General features: G+C 45.6%; 13 protein-coding genes. 7 read left to right on the top strand and 6 right to left on the bottom strand.

The window, feature by feature from the left end; genetic code table 11:
- Window positions 1-243: 243 nt before the first annotated feature.
- A complete protein-coding gene (locus tag JGK14_RS30580) occupies window positions 244-399 on the bottom strand; it encodes a hypothetical protein (RefSeq protein WP_293178697.1) in 156 nt (51 codons plus the stop codon).
- 198 nt (window positions 400-597) lie between these two features.
- On the opposite strand from JGK14_RS30580, the gene mnmE reads away from it, so the two are divergent.
- Window positions 598-1,983, top strand: a complete 1,386-nt coding sequence (gene mnmE, locus JGK14_RS30575; RefSeq protein ID WP_325315864.1) for a tRNA uridine-5-carboxymethylaminomethyl(34) synthesis GTPase MnmE — start codon at window positions 598-600, stop codon at window positions 1,981-1,983.
- 260 nt (window positions 1,984-2,243) lie between these two features.
- Here the strand turns inward: mnmE and JGK14_RS30570 are convergent, their stop codons facing one another.
- A complete protein-coding gene (locus JGK14_RS30570; RefSeq protein WP_293198937.1) occupies window positions 2,244-3,782 on the bottom strand; it encodes a SagB/ThcOx family dehydrogenase in 1,539 nt (512 codons plus the stop codon).
- 229 nt (window positions 3,783-4,011) lie between these two features.
- On the opposite strand from JGK14_RS30570, the gene JGK14_RS30565 reads away from it, so the two are divergent.
- From JGK14_RS30565 to JGK14_RS30550, 4 genes are all read left to right on the top strand, one after another.
- Entirely contained in the window at window positions 4,012-4,533 is a 522-nt protein-coding gene (locus JGK14_RS30565) for a pentapeptide repeat-containing protein (RefSeq protein WP_293178709.1), read from the top strand.
- A gap of 171 nt (window positions 4,534-4,704) precedes the next feature.
- Window positions 4,705-5,043 carry a hypothetical protein gene (locus JGK14_RS30560; RefSeq protein WP_293178711.1) on the top strand — a complete coding sequence of 113 codons (339 nt, stop codon included), beginning with the start codon at window positions 4,705-4,707 and terminating at the stop codon, window positions 5,041-5,043.
- Between the two features lie 140 nt (window positions 5,044-5,183).
- A complete protein-coding gene (locus JGK14_RS30555) occupies window positions 5,184-7,262 on the top strand; it encodes a dynamin family protein (protein ID WP_293213978.1) in 2,079 nt (692 codons plus the stop codon).
- 267 nt (window positions 7,263-7,529) lie between these two features.
- Entirely contained in the window at window positions 7,530-9,200 is a 1,671-nt protein-coding gene (locus tag JGK14_RS30550) for a dynamin family protein (RefSeq protein ID WP_293220383.1), read from the top strand.
- A 227-nt stretch (window positions 9,201-9,427) separates the two neighbouring features.
- Here the strand turns inward: JGK14_RS30550 and gloA2 are convergent, their stop codons facing one another.
- Window positions 9,428-9,817, bottom strand: coding sequence for an SMU1112c/YaeR family gloxylase I-like metalloprotein (gene gloA2, locus JGK14_RS30545; RefSeq protein WP_293178716.1), 390 nt, complete (start codon window positions 9,815-9,817; stop codon window positions 9,428-9,430).
- A 241-nt stretch (window positions 9,818-10,058) separates the two neighbouring features.
- On the opposite strand from gloA2, the gene ilvC reads away from it, so the two are divergent.
- Window positions 10,059-11,057 (top strand): ketol-acid reductoisomerase, encoded by a 999-nt coding sequence (gene ilvC / locus JGK14_RS30540; protein ID WP_325315863.1) that lies wholly within the window; start codon window positions 10,059-10,061, stop codon window positions 11,055-11,057.
- 322 nt (window positions 11,058-11,379) lie between these two features.
- On the opposite strand, the gene JGK14_RS30535 is transcribed toward ilvC, so the two are convergent.
- Together JGK14_RS30535 and JGK14_RS30530 are read right to left on the bottom strand one after the other, a co-directional pair.
- Window positions 11,380-11,598 (bottom strand): hypothetical protein, encoded by a 219-nt coding sequence (locus tag JGK14_RS30535; RefSeq protein WP_293178720.1) that lies wholly within the window; start codon window positions 11,596-11,598, stop codon window positions 11,380-11,382.
- Window positions 11,599-12,128: 530 nt separating this feature from the next.
- Entirely contained in the window at window positions 12,129-13,787 is a 1,659-nt protein-coding gene (locus JGK14_RS30530) for an alpha/beta hydrolase (protein WP_293198931.1), read from the bottom strand.
- A gap of 377 nt (window positions 13,788-14,164) precedes the next feature.
- Between JGK14_RS30530 and JGK14_RS30525 the strand changes: the two genes are divergently transcribed.
- A complete protein-coding gene (locus JGK14_RS30525) occupies window positions 14,165-19,711 on the top strand; it encodes a trifunctional serine/threonine-protein kinase/ATP-binding protein/sensor histidine kinase (RefSeq protein ID WP_325315862.1) in 5,547 nt (1,848 codons plus the stop codon).
- A 328-nt stretch (window positions 19,712-20,039) separates the two neighbouring features.
- Here the strand turns inward: JGK14_RS30525 and JGK14_RS30520 are convergent, their stop codons facing one another.
- Window positions 20,040-21,437, bottom strand: coding sequence for an amidase (locus JGK14_RS30520; RefSeq protein ID WP_293178726.1), 1,398 nt, complete (start codon window positions 21,435-21,437; stop codon window positions 20,040-20,042).
- Window positions 21,438-21,622 lie beyond the last annotated feature (185 nt).

The following is a 21,622-nucleotide window of genomic DNA, read 5'->3' as shown; positions in this document are numbered from 1 at the left end:
ACAACAGCCGTTTTATTGAGGAGCCCAATGATGGGAAACTATCACGTTCCGTTTTGGAGAGCAGTGGAGGGGGCGACTCCTTCACTGACTTTAATTATTTTGAGAAAAGTAGCCAGTAAGTTAGGTTTAGACCTAAACCAACTGGGTAGACGGTGTTTGACGACCGTAGCGAGAGTTAGACTTTGGGTTTTACCCAAGCCTACTTTGTCCGCAGAATCTCAGCGTATGAAAGACCTGAGAGTGTCAAGATAGCCAAAAGATTTGGCGGACTAATTTTTTAAGTTCGATCGCGTCCTGACTCGTGCCCAAAAACGGATACTTGCTTTCGGACACTCGTCGCCCGCCACCTAAAATTTCCGACTCCTGTTCAACCCCCTGATTCACTGCGCTGGAAGTCAATCTAAAATCTCAAATCTACAGTCTAAAATCGACTGAATGGGGCTTTCCCGGCGCTCCGGTTCGAGGGGTTAGCTAACGGATTGGCGATCGCACTCAAGCGCGGCGGCCACCCTCTTTTAATATCTTGGAAAAAACTCGCTGAAATTGTTTATTCTGTCAATGAGATATCTATAACTTTGGAATGTGTGAATCATAAAAATGTCTGAATCACTAACAAAAGGAGGAACGATCGCAGCGATCGCCACTGCGATCGTTCCCCAACAAGGCAGCGTCGGCATTGTGCGAGTTTCCGGTGCCGCAGCCTTAAAAATTGCCGAAACCCTGTTTCGCGCTCCAGGAGGGCAAATTTGGGAATCTCACCGCATTCTTTACGGCCACATCCGCCGCCCCAAAACTCAAGAATTAGTCGATGAAGCTTTGTTGTTAATCATGAAAGCGCCCCGTTCTTTCACCCGCGAAGATGTGGTGGAGTTTCACTGTCACGGCGGCATTATGGCGGTGCAGCAAGTGTTGCAGTTGTGTTTAGAAAATGGGGCGAGATTGGCGCAGCCGGGAGAGTTTTCGCTCAGGGCTTTTTTGAACGGAAGGTTAGATTTAACTCAAGCTGAAAGCATTGCAGATTTGGTGGGAGCCCAATCGCCCGCTGCGGCACAAAGTGCTTTAGCTGGTTTGCAGGGAAAATTAGCCCAGCCAATTCGCAAATTAAGAGCAATTTGTTTGGATGTGTTGGCAGAAATTGAGGCGAGAATTGATTTTGAGGAAGATTTGCCGCCTTTAGATGAAGCTAAAACTTGTTTGGAAATCAATCAGATTTTGAACGAATTGTCAAGGATTTTGGCGACGGCCGATCGCGGTGAATTGTTGAGAACCGGTTTGAAAGTGGCGATTGTCGGACGCCCGAATGTGGGAAAGTCGAGTTTGTTGAATGCGTGGAGTAAGAGCGATCGGGCGATCGTCACAGATTTGCCCGGAACGACGCGGGATGTGGTAGAGTCGCAGCTAGTTGTGGGCGGCATTCCGGTACAGGTACTCGATACAGCGGGCATTCGGGAAACGGAGGATAAGGTAGAAAAAATCGGCGTAGAGCGATCGCGCGCCGCAGCCAAACAAGCCGATTTAGTATTGTTGACAATTGACGCAGAATCTGGTTGGACAGCAGGCGATTGGGAAATTTACGAACAAGTAAAACACCGCCAGCTCATTATAATCATCAACAAAATCGACCTAGTAAAAACAATCCCAGAATTACCTTTTTCCTCGGAAATTCACTCGATAGTCACCGCGGCGGCCGCCCTCGATCGAGGTATAGAAGAATTAGAAACAGCCATATTAGATGCTGTCAGTGGCGGAAATTTGCAAGCAGAAAACTCAGATTTAGCAATCAACCAGCGGCAAGCAGCAGCTTTAACCAGAGCTAAAATTTCCCTGGAAGAATGCACGGATACTATTAACAATAAATTGCCGTTAGATTTTTGGACAATAGATTTGCGCGGCGCAATTCAAGCATTGGGGGAAGTTACGGGCGAAGAAGTGACGGAATCAGTCTTGGATAGAATATTTAGCAGGTTTTGTATTGGGAAATAGCAATTTTAATTGATTTATAACGCTGCTCAGAAAGGTATGTTGTTGGGCTTCAGTCCTTCTTAGTTTAGTAGAAACCCGGTTTCTCGCCTCCCATGAGTAATCTCTAAAAGTCTACTGAGTGGCCGAGACTTCAGAAACCGGGTTTCTTTCTAAACTTCTCGTTACTCAACATAAAACTTCGTAGAAACCCGGTTTCTCGCCCGATCTGGGTAAATTTCATTTAACTCATATGATGTCTACTAGAACGATCGCACTCATCCTCACGATCGCGGTCTGCCCAGAGTTGTGATATAAAGCACAGCCTCACTCGTAGGAATACCGAGAACGTCATTCACGAGATCGTCAAAAAAGCCCGCAATACCGCTGACACCCAAACGCAGTTGAATCGCTGCTAAATTCAACCGCTGGCCCAAATGACCCGCATCCATGTGCAAATATCGGTAAGCGCGATCGCCATATTTGGCAACAGCCCTATTCAAATCCGCCGTGTGAAACAACAGCGCCCCCGCATCTCTGCCCAAATCTTGCCCCAAACACAAATAATGCAGCTCCCTGCGGAAATTTTTGAACCGAATTTGCCGCAATTCTTGAGCTTTCGGAGCGTAATAATAACAACCTTCTTCTAACCCATGCACTCCCGAAACCGCAATAAAAGTCTGAATCAAACTCAGATCGAAATAGTCTGGATAACCGTCTAATCCTTGGTCGATATAGTGCTGCGACTGATAAGTAAAATCAAGCAACGCTAGGAGTTCGCCCAAGCTCAAAGAAGCACCTGTATAAGCACGGGTAGAACGCCTCTTCAGCATCATATTTTCTAAACCTTCCAGATTCACTCCCCAAGGAATCGAAGGTGTGACAGTCGAAACTTTAGTGCAAAATGGAAAGTTATATTTGTCCTCTAAATCTCCTTCACTTTCATCAAGTTTCCAGCCATCTACTCCAGTGGGATCTGATTCTAACTGTGTCGCTTTATGGAGGTATTCTAAAATTTGACCTTCGGAAATTTTCGGGTAATCTGTCGTCGTTTTTCCTGCCAAAGCCGTTTTAAACTTTGGCAAATTTTGGTCGATGTCTAGCAAGTCAGCTAAACCAATTAAACAGATCGCTCCTTCTTGCTGCGAGTCGATATACAGTAATTGATTGACAGCTTCGTCTGCGAATCCTCCAATCAGGTGAGGTCGGTAATCGTTGATGGCGCAAGCTAACTCGATATTGCTCAATAAATGACCAGTGTCGAGAAAGATTCGCCGATAAGCTCTATCTGCGTAACGCCAAGAAGAACGGAAGAAAACAGTGGTAACGGCGATCGCCAATTGGGTATTTTCTAACACCGGCGATCCGAAACAAGCCGCTTGCAGGGCCGGCCAAACTTCGCTGTCCCAAAAATGAACCAGCGAATGAGTTCTGCACTGATAATTGTAGAGTCCCGCCGGCAACTGTGGCGTACCCCGCGAGATTAAATAAACCTCTGCTGGGTAGAGCCCGCCCGCCGATGGTGCCGATCGCAAATACAGGTAGCTGTCATCTACCGTCTGCACCTTCGCCGTCAGCCCGTAGCTGCACAGCAACAAGCTGGACAACCGATGCCACCAACTGGCATCATCCGGGGAATTTGGATCGTCTGAGGGGTCTTTTAGATAAGGCTTCAGGTCAAAATACGCGCCAATTTTATATTCTTTGAACGGAACTGGTTGCTCTGTCCAATCTAGCTGTCTGCTTTTGGCAGCAAGGGTTTGGGGATCGTATTTCGTCCGTTCGTGGTAGTGCTGTGCAATGGAGGGAGGAAGTTCTGGCATATTTCAGTAGAGAATCAGCTTTGGTTTGTTTATCGATCTTGACATTACTGACGGCAAGCATGGTCGAGCAACCCAGAAATTTACAAATATAAAAAAAATCTTAGAAAAAATACGATCGTTGTTACACAAGCTTAACATAATAAGATACCTAAGTATAAATACGCAGAATAATAACCATCAATTATCATTATGAATTGGCTGCAAAAGCTGTCGTCATTAAGGGTTGAAAATGCAAAAGCTAAGCGCTGAGGAATTGCTCGCTCAGTATTCTGAAGGCCAGCGAAACTTTAACGCCGTTGACTTAAGTGGAGATAACTTGTTTCAAGCAGATTTGCCAGAAATAAACCTTTCTGGTAGCGTGCTGACGCGAGCTTATTTGCCCTACGGAAATCTGACTCAAGCCAATCTTTACAAAACACAGTTACAAGATGCTGAATTGGGCGACATTCAACTTTATCAGGCAAATTTGTCTGAAGCTAATTTATCAGGAGCTAATTTATCTAGAGCAAATTTGCGCCACGCCAATTTGCAAGGAGCAAATTTGCATAAAGCCAATTTACAAGGTGCGGATTTGTACAATGCAGATTTGAGCAATGCCGATTTGAGATATGCTGATTTGAGCAGAGCTAATTTGGAGAAAGCAAAGTTAACCAAAGCTCAATTAGCTGGCTGCAACTTATTTCGAGCGCGCTTAGTGGATTTGTCCGACGCGGAGTGCGATCGCACTACCATCGGCCCGGAAGGATATTGATTTCGCAGCACTGCATTTGGGCGATCGGTCGAAAAAGGCGATCGCCCTTTTTGATATTTCTTAACATTTCTCGACACCGCTGACAATGTGAGTTACAGTCGTAGAGAACTTATGGCTGTGCAATATTGACAATAAACAACACATATTTCCACATAAAAAAAGGTCAAACCTATGAACGATCCCGATGAAAAAGCCAGAGAACTCCGACACAAAGAACAACAACTTCGGAAGCGAGAACAAGAACTTCGACTCCGCGAACTAGAATCGGAAATCGAACGATCGGTACCAGAGAATATAACGAGAAAGTACGAAGAACCAGACAACAATACTCAAAGCAAACTGCAACTATGGCGCCGAAAAATCATAGCAATCAGTCAATTTACAGGTCTGGCAATTGTAGCGCTGGTTGCCCTGCGTGTAGCATCTTGGCTAGGAACTGCGGTGATGGTGGGAGCAATTGCTTTCATTGGTTACAAAATACTTTTTCAAGATAAGAATCCCAAGAATTAACTAACAGGCTATTGTAGTCATTTCAGGTCTGTACTGCACATTGTTCGCGAGGAATAGCGAATCAAATAACTTTTGCACGAACACCATCATGAAATAGCTTGGTTTTGAAATATCCAGCAGTAAACAATCAGAAAACAACCATGAACCTCAAAGTAGAAACTAGCAGCTTTCTCAACGATTTAGAGCGAGTATCCGCCGTGCGCCGAGAAATTGCGGATCGCCTGAGCAACATCGTCACATCCATAGAGCGATCGGAATTAGCCGGAATCGAAGCATCAGGAAAACTCGGTTTAGAAACAGACAGCGCCGACATCAATCTCGCCAGCAAAAACTTGCGCCAAGGAGTATTTCGGCTCCTCGTATTAGGCGACATGAAACGCGGCAAAAGCACTTTTCTAAATGCCTTAATCGGCGAAAACTTGCTTCCCAGCGATGTCAATCCCTGTACTGCTTTGCTGACAATTTTGCGCTACGGCCCCGAAAAAAATGTCACCGTTTATTTCAACGACGGCAAAAGCCCCAAACAACTCGATTTTAAAAGTTTCAAACAAGACTACACAATCGACCCCGCTGAAGCAAAACGCCTAGAATCAGAACAGAAACCAGCATTTCCAGATATCGACTGCGCCGTAGTAGAATATCCCTTACCTTTGCTAGAAAAAGGCATAGAAATAGTAGACAGTCCCGGACTCAACGATACAGAATCGCGCAACGAATTATCTCTCGGTTACATCAACAACTGTCACGCAATTTTGTTTGTACTCAGGGCAACTCAGCCTTGTACAATGGGTGAAAGACGTTATCTAGAAAATTATATCAAAGGTCGTGGATTAAGCATTTTCTTTCTGATCAATGCTTGGGATCAAGTGCGGGAAAGTTTGATCGATCCGGACGATCCTGAAGAAATGGCAGAAGCAGAACACAAACTGGGGCGGGTTTTCAAAGCTAATTTGGCTGAATATTGTTTAACAGAAGGACACGACATTTACGACGAGCGGGTGTTTCCAATTACCTCAATTAAGGCGCTCAGATTGCGGGTAAAAAACCCGGATGCAAATTTAGCAGGAACTGGTTTTCCGGAGTTTATGGCGTCATTGAATACGTTTTTGACGCAGGAAAGAGCGATTTCGGAATTGCGTCCGGCGAGGACTTTGGCGCGTCAAATTTCTGCTCGCGTCCGCGAAGCTGTCGGGCGCCGTTTACCATTGCTCGAACGGGATGTCAATGAGTTGAAGGACAAGATTAATTCTGTTGAGCCGGAGTTTAATAAACTGAGTCAGATTCGCGATGAATTTCAACAAGAAATTATCCGAGTTAGAGATAGTAAATCGCGGGCGATCGCAGATTCTTTCCGCACCTACGTTCTCAACTTAGAAAATACCTTTGAAACAGACTTTTTGCGGTATCAACCCGAGCTGAGATTTCTGGATTTCTTCAGCCAAGATAAGCGAGAAGCCTTTGAAGCATCGCTCAGACGAGCATTCGAGCAGTACATCAACGACAAACTAGCAGCTTGGACTCTCACGGCTGAACAAGAGATGAATTCAGCATTTTCGCAGTTGTCGCAAAGTGCGGCAAATTATGGAGCATCTTACACGAAGGTGACTGAAAAAATCACCGAAAAACTGACCGGGCAAAAAATCCCCGCAGCAGTCAGCAACTCAAACGAAGATAACTCGCCAGCTTGGGCAAAATGGGCGATGGGATTGTTTTCATTAACAACAGGAAACCTGGCGGGTGTAGCAATGGCAGGAGCTGGTTTCGACTGGAAAAATATCCTGCTCAATTTAATTACTGTATTGGGCGTCAGTACGATTTTTGCGAGTTTTACGGGGATTGTTTTGGGGCCACTGTACTTGGCTTTGCTGGGGATGGGTGTTGGGGTTTTGCAAGCAGACGGAGCTCACAAACAGTTAGTGAAAGCAGCTAAAAAAGAGTTGGTAAAATATCTGCCGCAGGTGGCTCAGGAGCAGTGGCAGCCGATTCACGATGCTGTGAAAGAGTGTTTTGATGTTTACGGGCGCGAAGTGGGCGATCGCATGAATGATGATATTAAGTCTCGGAAAGCTGAGTTGGATAATTTGTTGGAACAAAAGCAATCTCGGGAGATTAATTCTCAGGCTGAATCGCAGCGGTTGGAAAAGTTGGAGGCTGATGTTTCTGCTCAGGCGCAGAGTATAGAATCAGTATATCAAGGTTTCTTAGCATCCGCTAAATGAAGCTCTAAGGTACGTAGTTGCGCTTCAGCGCTCTTTATATATATAACAAAGAGCGCTAAAGCGCAACTACGTACCTAGGATTTGGAAAAGTTGGAGGCGTACCTAGGATTTGGAAAAGTTGGAGGCTAAGGTATGTTGTTGCGATGAAAGCGCTCTTACATATATAACTAAGAGCGCTGAAGCGCAACTACGTACCTCGGATTTGGAAGAGGACTGAAGTCCGCACGATCGAACCTTTTATAATCAAACAATGAGATAATTTTAAATATGCAACAACCCGAAACTTATCAAAATCTAACTAACTATCTCAAATCAGCACTGGGCATTCTCGAACTAGATAAAAACTCCCAACTTTACCGAGATACAACTTCTATTTGCGACTATCTCGCCAAACCAACTTTTCAAATCGCTGTCTTCGGCCCGTTTAATTACGGTAAGTCAACTTTGCTGAATGCAATGCTTGGAAATCGCGCTTTGCCGATCGATCTTGTGCCCACTACAGGTGCTGCCATTTATGTCAACTACGGCGACGAATTGCACGCAAAAATCACCCTCAAAGACGGCACAGAAGTCAGCGAAGCGGGGACTGACGTGTTGAAACGCTACGCCATCCTCGACGACAACCGACAGATGCGGGATGATGTCGCAGCCGTCAATGTTTACTGTCCCCACCCATTCCTGAAAACGGGTGTGGAATTGCTGGATTTGCCCGGAACTAACGATCGCCAAGAACAGGATAACTTAGTTCGGGATAAATTGCTGACCGCTGATTTAGTTGTCCAGGTTTTGGACGCTCGCAAATTGATGACTCTGGGCGAACGGGAGCACTTGAGAGACTGGTTGAGCGATCGGCAAATTAACACAGTCGTCTTTGTTGCCAATTTTCTCAATCTACTCGAACCAGAAGACCAAAAACAAGTATACAATCGATTGTTGTTTGTTGCCGAAAGTTTTCGCTCCAACTTGCCGAACAACATCAGCAATATCTACCGCGTCGATGCTTTGCCGGCTTTGCGGGCGAGGCTAAAAGGAGATGTGGCTGCGGCTCAAACTACCGGAATTGCCATGTTTGAATCGGCGTTGCAAAGTATAGTCGCAAGTCAACAGGAACAACTAGCAGTTAAGTTGCCGAGAATTGAAGCCATAGCTACTAAGATTTGTCAATCTCTGCGAGCTAAATCTGAAACTGTCGCCGCCGAAATAACAGCCGCTCAACAAAAGCAAAAAGACCGAATTGAAATTAAACAAAAAGCTGAAAAACTGATTTCACAAGGCTTTCAAGCCAGCGTTTCCGACTTCGAGATTTGGCTTTACCAGCCCACACTTTTGCGGCGCTATCAATCGGAAATGGCGCTGTCGCTTCAGCAAGGAAGTTTTGATGCGTGGAAGACAAAATTTGAGCAAGATGTACTGAACCAGCGGGAAACCATTGCAGAATGGGTAAATAAAGCTTGCGAGTTCTTCGATCGAGAACAGCCGATCGCCCTTTTGATCTCGTTTCCGCCCTCCCCGCAAATCGCGTTACCAGAACCGCCAACCGCCGCCACCAAAAAGTCGATCGAGGGCGAAGTGACTCCAGTCGCGATCGCCACCGGCTTAGGTTGGCTGTTGGGCGGCCCAATGGGAGCAGCAGTAGTCGGCGGTGCTAGCTATATTTTGAAGAAAAGAACAGGCTATGAAAAGCCACCTGAATCGTCAGAAGCTTATCTAAATCAAGTAACAGAAATTTGCAACGAAGCTGCTAAAAACTATCTAATTGGTTTCAGTATCGATACTTTTTTAATGCTGCAACACTACAAGGAAATCGCCGCCAAAGTTATCTGTTTTCAAGACAGCAAAGAGCCGCTAAATATGAATGTTCAACAGTACCAGTTACAGTTAGTAAATAATTTAGTGGAAAATTTAGCAGCAGAATTAGATCGAATAAAAATCAGATGATTTTAGATTACTTTCATGGCACTGTCAAATCATCAATAACAGGCTTTCCGGCCAGCTATATCCTCCGTAGGGACACTCCAAGATCCCATTAGTGTCAACTTAAGCCGAAAGCCCACTAGGGTTTTAACCCCTGCCGGACTGCCGGACTCAGGGTTTGACGTTAAGTTGACACTCCTTGGGCAATTCCGTGTCCGTACCAAACCCGAATATGCTGTAAGTCCTGTTAACTAAATTTCATAGATTTCTAACGGTAAGTTGTCTGGATCTCTAAAAAAGGTAAACCGTTTTTCGGTAATTTCGTCAAGGCGAATTTCTTCTACTTCCACTTGTTGCGATTTCAAGTAAGCAACCGATGCTTCTATATCCTCGACTGCAAAAGCTAAATGTCTCAAACCGCAAGCTTCAGGATTGTTAACTCTTTTGGGAGGATGGGGAAATGAAAACAGTTCAATCATTGCGCTGCCGTTTCCGACTTGCAAATCTAGTTTGTAAGAATTCCTCTCGCTTCGGAAAGTTTCTTTGATTGTGGAACATCCCAAGACTTCTACATAAAATTTCTTTGACTTTTCGTAATCCGAGCAAATAATCGCCACATGATGTATTGCCTTTATTTCCATATTAAAAAAGTTAGTTAGTTGCGTTTTTTCAACAGCACAGCACGCTACTAACAATTATATTTGACTTCGAGCAAAACCTGCTAAATTCAGCACGCGCGGCGCAGCTATCCCGTAGGGAATCGCCCTATAAATTCCCCCGCCCAAATCTTAATTAGTAAAATTCCGCAAAAAAAGCACCCCACTTTGATAAAATGAGAGTTTTGCAGTCACTCACCCATTTGCATCTCAGGAGACAAGCACCATGGCCCGTATGTATTACAACGAAGACGCCAACCTAGACCTCTTAGCCAACAAAACGGTTGCTATCATCGGCTACGGTTCCCAAGGACACGCCCACGCCCTCAACCTCAAAGACAGCGGCATGAATGTCATTGTCGGTTTGTATCCCGGTAGCAAATCTGCCGCCAAAGCAACCGATGCAGGTTTAACTGTTCACCCGGTAGACAAAGCAGCCGCCGCCGCTGACTTCATCATGATTTTATTACCCGATGAAGTTCAAAAAACTATTTACAAAGAACAAATCGAACCTAACCTTTCAGCAGGAAATGTTTTAGCATTTGCTCACGGTTTTAACATTCACTTCGGCCAAGTTGTCCCCCCAGCCGAGGTAGACGTAGTAATGGTAGCCCCCAAAGGCCCCGGACACTTGGTGCGCCGGACTTACGAACAAGGCGAAGGTGTTCCGAGTTTGTTTGCAGTATATCAGGATGCTTCGGGCCAAGCGCGCGATCGGGCAATGGCCTATGCTAAAGGTATCGGCGGCACCAGAGCCGGCATCCTCGAAACCACTTTCCGCGAAGAAACAGAAACCGACCTTTTTGGCGAACAAGTAGTTTTGTGCGGCGGTTTGAGCGCCTTAATTAAAGCTGGATTTGAAACCTTAGTTAACGCTGGATATCAACCAGAATTAGCTTATTTTGAATGTTTGCACGAAGTTAAACTTATCGTTGACTTAGTAGTAGAAGGAGGCCTCGCCAAAATGCGCGACAGCATCTCCAATACCGCAGAATACGGCGACTTAACTCGCGGCCCCCGCATCGTCACCGATGACACCCGCGCCGAAATGCGTAAAATTCTTAGCGAAATTCAATCCGGCCAATTTGCGCGCGAATTCGTTCTGGAAAACCAAGCCGGCAAACCGGGCTTTACTTCGATGCGCCGTCAGGAAGCAGAACATCCGATTGAAGAAGTTGGTAAAGATTTGCGCGCCATGTTTAGCTGGTTGAAAAAGCAAGCATAATCGATTTTGGATTTTAGATTTTAGATTTTAGATTTTTCGTTTTATCTAAGATCTAAAATCGCTAATCTAATAGTAATTGTCAAAAGTAGTCCTAGGGTGTGTCGCCACGAAAAATCCCTAAATAAGACAGAGAATCTCACAGCGATGCACCTGACAAGCAGCAGAAATAAACCCAACACCACTGAACAGACAAAAATCGGTCAATTGGTTCTTTCTTTGTCTTCCAACTTCCATCGGATTTCTGTCAACTGTCAACCCTTCTCTAAGCAAACTGTCAACTGTCAACCGTCAACTGTCAACCGTCAACCGTCAACTGTCAAAACTATCGACTAGGGTTTTTTTGCAAGTCCTCAATCTCCTTATCCCTTTCCTTGTTTACCTCTTTTGGCTTCACCCATGAAGGCCACAAACTGACGAAGAACTTTCTACTTGCTAAGCTGGTATCTCTTACAGGTTTGGGGAGAAAAGTTAAACTGTCACCGTAAAGGGTAAACATTGCTACAAACAGCAGCACTAGCGGGATAATATTTTTTTTAGGCATGGCAGTTTCAGAGTTAAGTTTGTAAAAGTCCTTGTTTATATTTTGCCCTGGCGCGAACCAAAAATATCAGCGCTAAAGAAAAGAAATCCCAGGCATAAGCGGACGCAGCATGAAAAAGACAAGACTGCTAATTCGCAATATTATTCGACAAGGCTGACTACCAACTCACAATCTAAGTTCAAATGTACGGACTCGTGACACCTCAGAAACCCGGTTTCTTCGTAACTTTCTCGTTACTAAATGGGAAAACTCGTAGAAACCGGGTTTCTCGCCTATGCGTGGACAATCAAACTGTCCGAAGTATTTATGACTAATGGCTGCTGACTAATAACGTTCGCGAGTTCTTAAGGATCGCAAATTAAATAACTTACAATTTTCATTGTTATTGTGGGATGGGCGTCCCGCCCGTCCAGAAAGAACGGGCGGGACGCCCATCCCACAAATATGTGTAAATTATTTAATTCTCATTCCTAAGTTCGCACTAATAACTACTGTCAACTGTCAACTGTCAACTGTCAACTGTCAACTCACTACTTATTCCCTTGAATAAAATTTTGCACGACTGCATTAGTCTCAGGGGAAATTTCTGTTACCAGGCGCACTGGAATTGCATTGGTAGAAGCAAACTGCGCGTATTCGGGCGTTAGAAAAATAGCATATTTGTCAGCTTCTGCCGTTAGTTGAGCGGCAGTGGCCAGACTTATCGCTTTAATATAATTGCGTATGCTCACAGCTTGCTCGCCGACAACTTCATCGCCAGAAATTACTGTACTCGGTCTGCTAGCTTGGTCTAAGGTTGTACTCGGATCTTTGACGCTTAAGTGGGTTCCTCCTACAAAGCCGACTAGCCATTTGGGGGCGGTAATCTTTTGGAATCCGGCAATTTGTTCGACTAAGGCGGGTGTGGTTTTGTCGGCTGAAGATGCTACTATTAATGTAGGGATTTGAATGGCACTTAAACCCGTTTCTCCAAATAGTAATGATGTGGTGGGATTCATAACGATCGCCCTTTTTATCCTCACATCCCGCAATTGATACCGTTCTGCGGGCAATCGGGCCGCCGCGCACTGAATGCCTTCGCCCAAGCTAAACCCGATTAAATCCCCCTGACAGCGCTGTTTGAGCCCGGTCAATTGCAGTTCGGCACCGGCTACGGACAAGGCTGTGGCGCCGCCGAAGGAATAGCCCACGATCATCGATCGCTCGATCGCAATTTTCCCCTGCAAGTTATCATCAGTTTGGTTCAATTTTGCCAGTTCGTCGAGCACAAAACTGATATCTTTAGGACGGTCTAAAAACTCTCCAGAAGCGAGCAACTGAGACTTACCCGCGATCGCAGCCTTGGTATTTGTTTCGTTGCTTCCCGGATGTTCTACAGCAGCTACCACGTAGCCGTAGGACGCCAAATGCTCGGCTAAATAACGCAAATCCGTCCGCACCGAACCCAAACCGTGAGAAAACACGATCGTCGGTTTGTCCGCCGTCGCTGCTCTCGACCAATAGACATCAACAGGAATACGCCGATTGCGGGCGCTATCGTTCAAATCTAGCTTGAGAACCCGCACCGAATTCGGGCCGGGTTGGGTTGGGTCGAAAGGCGGGTTAAAGGCGGGTTTAGTGGCTGTTAATTGAGGTGCGATCGCGGCCATAAACCTCTGAGTTTGCCAAAAACCCGAGTTTAAATTGCTTAAAACTGCGAAAGCTCGATCGAGATCCACAACTACCCGCGAACTCGGATAAGATTCAATAAAACTCAATACAGATAAGCCTTCCGGCGCATTCGCCCCCAGCACCAAAGCCGCTCGCAGCGCTTCCACACCCGCACCGTCGCGCCTGGGAATGACTGTAGTCAAATCCGTCAAAATCGCAGTCCCGATGCGCGTATTTAGCAAGTTGCTCAAACCAACTACATTGAGAGGGATTTTCGCTTGAAGTGCTCCCAAAATTTGACTGCGCTGTGCGTCAGACAGCAGATTGGCGTATGCTTGCAGTCTGGGCGGGACTTTTCCGGTTTTTGCGAGCTCGCGCAAATCCGCCACCGAGATTGAGGATTCTAAAGGGCCTTTGCGGACAACAACTGTTTCTGTAGCTTTTGCAGGGGATATCATAGCGCCGAAAGTGCCGATCGCGATCGCGCCACAAACACTCGCGACTGAGGAAAACCATCTTAAATTTGGTCGGATGCTCATTTTTACCTGGTTCAACTAGAGGGATATCACTATATTCTTAAAATTGTCCCAGATACAGAGAAATTCTGTTCAAGTGTTGATAAATTGTCTGGGAATGCGATCGACAAAACCTCTCGGTATGTTTAAATGTCGATCGTCGCGATCCTATTAAGTATAATTGCCAATCAAACATGGCCATTTAGCTTAATGCACTACGCGAAATTGCGGTTGACATCATATTTTGTGTTTACTACGATAGTAAATAAAACCCTGCGATATCCCTGACCTTTGCATCAGAATGATCATTTTTCGAGTGCAGTGCGATCGTCCTCTGGCATTATATCGTTTCCGTCAGTCTTGAAAAAAATCAATTTACCTCAGCTATCAGGAGGATTTCAATGAATACACTGACACTTCCAGGCTACAAAATCACCACCTCAATCTCCGACGGGTTCAATACCAGCGTTTACCGGGGAATTAGACAGTCAGACGAACAACCAGTCATCATCAAAATCCTCAAGGCAGAATTTCCCACCCTCGAACAAATTACCCGCTTAAAAAACGAATATAAAATTACTCAGCATTTACACGCAGACAGCATCGTCACATATTACAGCCTCGAAACGTATCAAAACCGTCTCGCCCTGATTTCAGAAGATTTTGGAGGCAACTCCCTGGGTCAAATCATCTCAAAAAAGCTTGACTTAACAGCATTTTTAAACATTGGCATTCAGCTAGCATCAGCACTCAACTCGCTGCATCAAAACGGCATCATCCACAAAGACATCAAACCCTCCAACATTATCATCAACCTGGAAACAGGAATAGTTAAAATCACCGACTTCAGCATCGCTTCCCGGCTGAGCAAAGAAACTCCCCAAATTAACAGCGCTAACTTAGTTGAAGGTACAGTCGCCTATATGTCTCCCGAACAAACTGGGAGAATGAACCGCACCTTAGATTATCGCAGCGATTTCTATTCCCTAGGTGTCACATTTTACGAAATGCTGACAGGCAAATTGCCGTTTAAAAGCAACGATATTTTGGAACTGGTACACTGTCATATTGCCAAACATCCCGCGCCACCTTCTGAATGCAGGAGGAATTTAGAAAATAGCGATCTGGTTCCGCAAGTTGTTTCGGATATTGTGATGAAGCTTTTGGGAAAAAATGCCGAAGATAGATATCAAACAGCAGAGGGGATTAAGGCAGATTTAGAAAACTGTTTGAATTCTTGGCAGACAACTGGGGAAGTTGCTTATTTTGTACCCGGACAGTTGGATCGATCGGGACAATTGTCAATCCCTCAAAAACTCTACGGGCGAGAACTTGAAGTCGATAGTTTACTTGCTGCTTTTGAAAGGGTAGGGACACGGCAGTGCCGTGTCCCTACAGGTGATAGGGATTTACTCCCAGGGCGCAGCGAAATAGTCCTAGTTTCCGGTTATTCTGGGATTGGTAAAACCGCCATTGTCAATGAAGTTCACAAGCCAATTGTGCGACAGCGCGGCTATTTTATTAACGGCAAATTTGACCAATTTAAGCGCAACATTCCCTATGCAGCTTTGATTCAAGCTTTCGGGTCCTTAATCGGGCAGTTGCTGACTGAAAGCAGCGAAAATTTGCAAGCTTGGCGAGAAAAGTTAGCGGCGGCTTTGGGTACAAACGGTGCTGTGATTGTTGATGTAATTCCCGAGATTGAGCTAATTATTGGGAAACAGCCGGAAGTGCCACAACTGGGGGCTGCGGAATCTCAAAATCGGTTTAATCGAGTCTTTCAAGAGTTTATCGGCGTCTTTACTCGCGCAGAACATCCGCTGGTTATCTTTTTAGATGATTTGCAGTGGGCTGATTCGGCTTCGCTGAATTTAATGCAGTTGTTGCTTGGCAATTCGGAAAGTAAATACCTGCTGTTGATTGGTGCTTATCGGGATAATGAAGTTAATCCGACTCATCCGCTCGTACAGGCGATCGAGCAAATTGCCAAAACTGGTACTCCAGTCAATAATATTGTATTGCAACCGCTGGATTTCGGCAATGTTTGCGAATTAATTGCCGATACTATCACGGCTAACGACAAGGTGAGATTGCTGGCTGAGTTGATTTTCCACAAAACGGGCGGTAATCCTTTCTTCATCACGCAGCTTTTGCAAGCGCTGTATCAAGAAAATCTGTTACACTTTGAGTTGAGCAGCGGTAGTTGGCAGTGGGATTTAGCGCAGATTCAGGCGATCGGCATTACCGACAAAAGCGTCGTCGAATTGGTAGCCAGCCGCATCGAAAAACTTCCGGAAACTACGCAGCGAGTCTTAAAATTGGCGGCTTGTATTGGCGACACATTTACCCTCGATGTTTTGTCAATTGTCAACGAACAATCCCAGGCGCAAGCAGCTAGCGAACTCTGGGCGGCGCTGCAAACTGGATTGGTTCTCCCGTTGAGTAATGCTTACAAAATTCCGCTGGTTGGAGGCTGGGGACTGGATAATTTGCGATCGATTATTCCCGCTTCTCAATCCAAAATTGCCTACAAATTTCTGCACGACAGAGTGCAGCAAGCAGCTTATTCTCTGATTCCAGACGCCCAAAAGCAAGCAACGCACCTAAAAATCGGTCAATTGCTGCTCAAAAATACTCCCGTCGCTGAGATTGACGATAATGTGTTTGATATTGTCAACCAACTGAATGTTGGGGTTGAATTTCTCACAGAAAAAACCGAAAAAGATGAATTGGCAAAACTGAATCTGATCGCCGGGAAAAAAGCTAAAGCATCTAATGCTTACGAAGCTGCTGTCAGGTATTTGAATGTCGGCTTGGAACTCATTAACTCCTCCCAGTCCCCCGTTAGTATGCAGTCAAGTTGGGATACTGATTATGACTTGACGCTGAATCTGCACGTAGAAGCAGCGGAGGCAGAGTATCTGAATACTAACTTTGGGCGATCGCAAGAATTAGCGGATCTTGTTTTACAACAAGCTGTTAGCGTACTAGACAAAATTAAAGTCTACGAAATCCAAATCCAGTCTTATATGTCTCAAAACCAATTTAGTCAGGCTGTAGATTATGGGCTAAAAGCTGTGGAAATATTGGGGTTGTCCCTCTCTGAAATCCCCCCAGAGAATCTCGCTGGAATTAAGTTGCCTCAAATTGAGGAACTAGAAAAAGTACCTGTAATGACTGATGACTATCAGTTGGCGGCAATGCGGATACTCTCGGTGCTTCTTTCTCCGGCTTTTGGTGCAAAACCAGAACTCTTGCCACAGATCATCTTCACAATGGTCGATTTTGGTATGGAAAGCGGTTATTCAGCACTTGGGGCGATCGCCTATACTTGGTATGGTTTGCTGCTAAGTGCGGTATTGGGAGAGCTAAACGCTGGATATCATTCTGGACAACTAGGTTTGAAACTGTTAGACAAATTCAATGCTAAACAACTTAAATCCAAAATTTACAATATGTTTAACACTTTTGTTAGACATTGGAAAGAACACGCCAGGGAAACTATTGTATCCTTAATGGAAGGGATTCAATCTGGCTTAGAAACAGGAGATTTAGAGTTTGGCAGTTATTGTGCCATGAACTACTGCAATCACCTATTTTTGATTGGCGAGCCACTAGAAAATGTTGCACAAAAGCAAGGGCAATATATAAATTTAACACTGAACCTAAAGCAGGATTTTCCTAGTGTATTTATCAGAACTTGGTCACAAATGGTTTTGAATCTAATGGGGCGTTCGACCAATAAAAGTCAATTGATCGGGGATGAATTTAACGAAATAGAAATGTTGCCAAATTTGAAAGTTAATTGGTCTTTTTTTAATTTTTACTTTGCGAAAACACTTCTGCATTACTTGTTTAAAGAATACGATATGGCAGTTGCTAACGCATCTTTGGCGGTAGAATACGCAGGTGGGATGGTTGGCTACATGATGGTCGGCACAAACAATTTTTACTATTCCCTGGCACTCCTGGCTGTGTATCCAACTGCGGATAGTGCAGCACAAGAAAAATACTTGATGCAAGTAGCAGCCAATCAGGAACAAATGCAGACATGGGCGCACCACGCCCCGATGAACTACCAGCACAAGTACGATTTAGTAGAGGCTGAAAAAGCGAGAGTTTTCGGTAAAAATTGGGAAGCAGCAGATTATTATGACAAAGCTATTCAAGGAGCCAAAGAGCAAGGATACATCCAAGAAGAAGCACTCGCTAACGAACTTGCGGCCGAGTTTTATTTCTCTCGCAACAAAGACAAAATTGCTCAAGTATATCTCACAGAATCATACTACGGTTACATCCACTGGGGAGCGATCGCCAAAGTCAAAGATTTAGAAGCCCGATATCCCCAATTAGTCGCCCAAACCCTCAACCGAGAAACTAAAACCCGCGATTTAACTGTCACCGCCACGACAACAACCACCAGCAGCGATTTCAGTAAATCCTTAGATATCGGCACCTTCGTCAAAGCATCTCAAGCAATTACCAGCGAAATTGTCCTGGATAAATTGCTCGCCAGTTTGATCGAGATTTTGTTAGAAAATGCCGCCGCTCAAAAAGCTGTGCTGATGCTCTACAAAGATGATAGTCTTTTGATCCAAGCAGCTTGTACGTCAGAGCAAAATCAAGCCGTTGTCTTGCAATCCCTTCCCGTTGAAATTAGTCAAGATTTGCCAGTTTCTATTGTTAACTATGTTGCTCGAACTCAAAAAGACTTGGTTTTAAACAATGCAGCGTCAGACGGCTTGTTTACCGAAGATCCATATATTGTCAGCAGTCAGCCAAAGTCAATTCTTTGCAATCCAGTCATCTATCAGGGCCAACTCACAGGCATTCTGTACCTGGAAAATAACTTAGCAGTGGGTGCTTTTTCTCCCGAAAGATTGCAAGTTTTAAAAGTTTTGACTTCTCAAGTTGCGATCGCCCTAGAAAATGCTAAACTCTACGCAAAAGCACAACAAAAGTCGCAGCAACTAGAACAATCTTTGCACAAGTTGCAGCAAACCCAAGCTCAACTGGTGCAAACGGAAAAAATCTCAAGTTTGGGGCAGTTGGTAGCAGGAGTTGCTCACGAAGTCAATAACCCCGTTGGCTTTATTTCCGGCAATCTCCACCACGCTAATGATTATGTACGAGATTTGATTTGCATTGTCAATCTTTACCAGCAGCACTACCCACAGCCGGTACAGGAAATTGCAGAAGCAGCAGAAGATATGGAACTCGATTATCTGATGGAAGATTTGCCTAAAATGCTGGGTTCTATGCAGTTAGGAACCGATCGCATTCGTGATATCATGCAATCATTACGCAACTTCTCGCGCGTTGACGGTAATGAAAAAAAACCGGCCGACATTCATGCAGGTATCGAGAGTACGTTGATGATTTTACAGCACCGCTTGAAAGCTAATGCGGAACGTCCGTCAATTCAAGTGATTAAGGAATACGGCGACTTACCTGCGGTTGAGTGCTACAGCGGACAACTCAATCAGGTGTTTATGAATTTGCTCTCAAATGCGATCGATGCTTTGGATGAGTCGAATGCTTCACGTACTTACGCTGACATTGATAAGCATCCTAATATTATCACAGTTTGCACCGAAGTCAAGGATGTGAAGGAAGAAGGAATAAGGAAGAAGGAAGAAGGAAGAAGGAAGAAGGAAGAAGGAAGAGGGAATAAGGAAGAAGGAAGAGAGAATAAGGAAGAAGTAAGAGGGGGGAAAAGTGAGAGTTTTGCGGTGATTCGGATTAAGGATAATGGGCGGGGGATGGCTGAAGCAACGCGGTGTAAATTGTTCGATCCGTTTTTTACCACTAAGCCGGAGGGGAAAGGTACGGGATTGGGATTGTCGATTAGCTATCAAATTGTAGTCGAAAAACACGGCGGTGCGATCGAGTGTATTTCGGAACCGGGAAAAGGTGCGGAGTTTGTGATAGCAATTCCCTTAAATTAGAGAAGGATTAGAGAAGAAAACCGGGCGAATATAATTCGCGTCTATACAGACACTCACGCGCCTCCGCGGGTTGAAAAAAACCCGGCGAATATAATTCGTGTCTATACAGACACTCACGCGCCTCCGTGGGTTGAAGAAAACCCGGCGAATATGATTCGTGTCTATACAGACAACCGGGCGAATAGGATTCGCGTCTATACAGACACTCACGCGCCTGCGCGGGTTGAAAACGGGGAAATTAAAATTACCTTATTCTCTTCAACCTGCGGAGGCAGGTTTTGTTCGTATAGGCGCGAATTCTATTCGCCGTCTATCTGCATCTACAAACCTATTTAAAATCTAAAACCGGGAAAGGTTTCGCCGCTTCTATCTGCGCCGCTAATGCAATTAAAGTTGCTTCCGCCGCCGGCCGCCCGATAATTTGAATTCCCACCGGCAAACCGTTATCATCTAAGATGGCCGGAAGTGCGATCGCAGGTAAACCACTCGCATTAAATGGCGGACAAGGAGCAACCCAATTAATAATCCGCTGCAAAGTTTCCTCACAACTCAAATGGGCCCACTCCCCGATGCCAATGGGCGAGTGCATATAAGTCGGCAAAACTAACACATCAAAATTCTCAAAGAATCCCACAATCCGCCGTGAAATCACCTGCATTTGATTCACCGCCCGCAAATATTCCCCAGCCCCAACAGTCCTTTCCAACAACCAGCGATTCATCGGTTCCAAAACCTTGCCTGGAATGCCGCTTGCTGCCGCCCCAGACTGCCAAATTACTGTAAACGGTTCGATTAAACCTGTAAAATCCGGGCATCCCGGTTCGACATCGTGACCCAAATCTGTCAGTAATTTTACGGTTTCGAGTACGGCTTGCTGACACACAGGCGCTGCCTCACCCACGGGAGCAATACTGGTAGAAAAAGCAATTCGCAGTTTGCCCAACTTTTCGCCGGAAGCCTCTAAAAACGTGGGATTTGGGTCTGGTAGCCAGTATGGATCGCCTGTGGTGTAGCCTGACATCACATCCAACAGGGCGGCGGCGTCAGCGACGGTGCGGGCGAGAGGGCCGTTGGCAGAAATTCCGCTCAGGTAATCTCCGACTGGTGCCCAGGAAACTCGCCCGCGCGAGGGTTTAATGCCCACTAAACCGCAGGCGGAAGCTGGGCCTCGGATCGAACCGCCGCCGTCTGAACCTTGGGCGATCGCGCATAAACCCGCCGCTACGGCCGCCGCTGAGCCGCCGCTGGAACCTCCGGGCGTGTAGTCTAAATTCCAGGGATTGCGCGCGGGCCGGAAACCTGGGGGTTCGCTGTAAGGCAATGAGCCTATTTGAGAGGTTGCTGTTTTGCCCAGAATGTTAAATCCGGCTGCTTCGATCCGCCAGACTACTGACTCGTTGTAGGGAGATATGTTACTGTGCAAAGCCTGAACTCCGTAAGTACACGGAATGCCGGTAACTGGTGTCAAGTCTTTAATCGCGATCGGCACTCCGAAAAACGGCGGCAATTCCTCTGACTTGTTTAAGCCTGCTAGGTGTTCGGTTTGCGCTGTCGCCAGCTCGATCGCCCGATCGGCAGTTACTGTAAAATAACTACCAAGTTGATGGTTTAATCGATCGATCCGTTCCAAGTACACATTGGCAATTTCTAGGGGCGAAATTTCCCGAGCGCGGATCGACTTCGCCAAATCCAGGGCTGAACTAAAAGCCCGATCGACAGAATTCATAGGTGTAAGTCCTGAATGGTTCGGCAAAGTATATATTTATAGCTGGTAAAAGTATAGTCATCTATTACATGACACGGGAGGCATTGAGTCCCTCCCCTTTCGCTTTCACTTCGAGCGGATTAACCCGCCTCGGCTGAGCTACGCAGCTCTCTATCCCATTGCTGAAGGCATTTGGGATTGCTTTT

The sequence above is a fragment of the Microcoleus sp. PH2017_28_MFU_U_A genome, assembly GCF_020738035.1.
GTDB lineage: Bacteria > Cyanobacteriota > Cyanobacteriia > Cyanobacteriales > Microcoleaceae > Microcoleus.
This window is presented reverse-complemented; position numbering and strand designations above follow the sequence as displayed.